Consider the following 3504-nt stretch of genomic DNA (forward strand, 5'->3'; position numbering starts at 1 on the left):
TCTTCCTCTCTATCGATGTTTTGGTTTCGTCACCTTAAACATTAGAGGAAGATTCTGCTTTTTTCAATGTCAAGCACACTTGATTAGGGAGAGTCTAATTATGAGAAATAGTAGTTTCCGGTGTTTTCGCCTCCATCCCTAGCACGCGATCAATTTTTTTCAACACTTCCCCGGGGTTTCCGTAAGACCTGAGCCCGCTCACATTCACTCGTTTCAATAAAAATGGTTCCGGATCCTTCACGATATCATTGGCTCCGAAATCGGTGGATAGAGTCATTTCAATTCCTACCTGTTCCGCGATTTCTTCTGTCGTTTGATTATAATCACCGAATGGATAGGCGAGGGTGCGGACCGGCATGAGCAAATGTTCTTCCAATACACTTTTCGACTGGATTAGGTCTTCTTTGACTCGTCTTTCATATTCCTTTTGCGTCTCCAGTTCCCCATCCTTTTTTATGGGACCTAAGATTTGGCCTCCATCATCAAATTTTTCATGACGATGATGCTGATCATGAGTATGTGTTTGCACAGATACTTGATTACTCCACGCCATTTCCTGCATCTGTTCCCAAGTCAGTTTCGGATACCGGCTGGGATGTTCTTCACGGTCGATTATAGGATCTGTCATCACAAAAACCGTCGCCTTCATATCTAATTCTTCTAAAACAGGGTAAGCGTACTTATAATTGCTTTCATAGCCGTCATCCATAGTAATCATCACTGGTTTCTCAGGCATTTTCATTTCTTGATTATATATTTTCAATACCTCACCCGAAGTGAGCGTGGTAAAACCATTTTCTTTCAATAAATTCATTTGGGCTTCGAATGTTTCCGGATGCATCGTCAGTCCTGTCAGATTTTCCGGGTCCGTATCAAAGTTATGATACGTTAATACAGGTATTTCAGTTGTTCCCTTTTCTGTCACTTGATCCATAGTCAGTTCAGATTCTGTTATTTCATCAGAACGGAATTCAATAGAAAAGATCGTATCATCGTGGGATGTAAACATCACGTTGTCGTAACGGAGTTCATCCATATTAAATCGAGCAAGTTTCTGTAAGTTTTCGTCGAACACATAAGGCTCTATGTCCGTTATACCCGAAATCAACTTATGTATAGATGAATTAGTTTCGTATCCGTTCCCTATGTAGACCTTTAAGCCGTTGTCCCCTTTAGATATTCGACAGACAGGTAGGTCATTGTCAGTAATAACGTAATTACTGGTACGCTTCTCTAAATCCAATCCTTCCCTTTCTAATACAGCTTGCTGCTTCTTGATTTCCTTTTGCAAGTTCATGTTTTTCACTGAAACCTGTTCCACCTCATTTGAAGCATCCCCTCCCTCATTTTTCGCCTCATCTTTTTCTAACTCACTCGCATTTCCTACCTGAACATTGTGTTTGGACAAAAGTTCCCAAAAGATCACTGAACTCCCCGCTACTAACAAAGCGATGACTATAGCAATAACTCTCTTTTTCATAAAATCACTCCATCGACCTCTTTAAAAATACTGAACCTGATTATACTGATTTAATTGACTCTACTAGTCCGTTAACATTTTCTCCCCTTCTGTCAGAATTTCATCGATCGTATCAAGAGACTCATAAAGATAGGTGGACTGAAAAACTTTTCTTACATTCTCCATCGGAAAAGGGAAACAGTCCTCCATTTCTTTTTTGAAAGTGGGAGAAAAATAACCCTGATGCATTGAATAAAATCTTAATACATCATAACGAATTCCAAATAATTCGATTTTTCTTATGATTACAGGATAGTTGAAGTTTTCAAGTACTGATGTATATTGTTCATAATAAAGTTGGAGCTTAATTGTAGCATCGAAAACAGCATCTATATTCTCCCCTCTATTGATAGCTTTCGTCCATACCGTCTGTGTACCATTCTCCATATCCTCTTCTACATCATGAAAATCATCCAGCACTTGAAAAATAGCTCCCATTGTAAAATAATGACTGAACTGTGGTATGGTCATTTCACCTTGGGCGATATATCCAAAAAATGCAAAAGCGTAGCCACCTTTCATGAAAGTCACATCTAATAACTCCTCCTCCTCTATCCCGATTTCTTTCTGCTTCTCTGATTCGCATTGATAATAATGTAGATGTTCGAATATAGTAAGGAGATAAGGGTGTTTTTTTACCGGGAACTTATTATAGATAATATCTATAAGCCTGAATATCTTATCTGCCTCGTCGTTTATAAACGGTACACTTTCACCTTTCAGTTTATCTTCAATAGCATTTTTAACGTCTTCGGTCACTTCGCTATGATCCAGGTAGTCGTCCTGCACCGGATGGAGAGCTGCTGCAGCAAAGATAACCTCACGTTCTTTCATAGATAACTTTATTTTCCCATGCACAGCAAGATAGTGGATATATAAATTTAACACGTTATAAAAACACCGCGTTTCCGCATCTTTTTCAAAAGCGATCCCATGTTTTTCAGAATAAAATCGAATGTCATGTATAGCTTGTTTCAACAAGTGAAAGAAAAATACCAGGTAATGGTTGGCAGTCGGTGTTACAGACCATCTTTTCGAAATGCCTATCTCTTCAACTATCATTTGAATTGTTCTTTGAACTGTTCTATCTCCCTGAATCAACTGCAATAATTGATCAAAAGATTTACCTTTGGACCATTCTTTCAGTTGCATGAATAAAGCAAGATAAATACTTTCATCTTCAAAATTATCGTTACCCGTTTCATCATTGAAATAGGTATCAAACGAAAAAGAATATTTCGGAAATAGCTGTTGAACAATGGATTTTTCTCCATAAGCCGTAGTTAAAAAGCTGGATTTCAAATCTTCTGTAAGATCTTCCGCTTCTTCATCTATTAGGTGCTTCCCTTCTCTATCCTGCCCTTCGGCGTATGTATTTCTAGCTAAAAAAGCACCGTATTCCCAAATGGACCGTTTGATCTGTTCAATAAAACTGAGAGTCTCTTGCTTTTTCCCGTCAAATTGGTTATTTTCCATTTTTTCTATTAAAGACTTTGATTCCAGTAGATTCATGTACTTTTTCATATCCCTCTGCATCCACCAGTAGAAAACGTGCTTTATCCCTGTTTTATACATACTCATTATTATCACTGACACCTGTCGTGTGTTTATTTTCCCCTTTATCGAATCAGGAGACCTTAGTTTGATTGTTTCATATTACGTCTGTTGATTAAACCAAATTCTGCTTCTTCAAACAGACCCTGTGTCTTTTATGACATTGCTATTCAATCGGTAACGTGTTCTTGGACACCTCTTTTGTAACAAGGGGTTCCGTGCTTTAGATTTGACCGGTGCATAATTTTCTTACCCACACCCATATGCATTTTAGATAGGCTACACTTGATTGGACAGTTTCGTTAAGGTCCGTTACACTTTAAGAAAATCGAACGCCGAGGAGTGCCAAACCATGACCAAACGAAATCGTCGTAGCTTCACCCCTGAATTCAAGAAATAGATCGTCCAGCTTTACGAAGGTGGCAAGCCAA

The 3504-nt window shown here is 38.5% G+C and carries 2 protein-coding genes; both read right to left on the reverse strand.

The features are described 5' to 3' along the window. Positions 1-94: 94 nt before the first annotated feature. The gene (locus BW944_RS14660) at positions 95-1480 is read right to left on the reverse strand and encodes a polysaccharide deacetylase family protein (protein ID WP_076560952.1); all 1386 of its coding nucleotides are present in this window, start codon (positions 1478-1480) and stop codon (positions 95-97) included. 63 nt (positions 1481-1543) lie between these two features. Then, complete coding sequence (locus tag BW944_RS14665; RefSeq protein ID WP_076560954.1) at positions 1544-3100, reverse strand: class 1 isoprenoid biosynthesis enzyme; 1557 nt, start codon at positions 3098-3100, stop codon at positions 1544-1546. Positions 3101-3504: the final 404 nt, after the last annotated feature.

Origin of the sequence: Salimicrobium flavidum (assembly GCF_900156645.1) — a bacterium.
In the GTDB taxonomy this organism is placed as follows: Bacteria; Bacillota; Bacilli; order Bacillales; family Halobacillaceae; genus Salimicrobium; species Salimicrobium flavidum.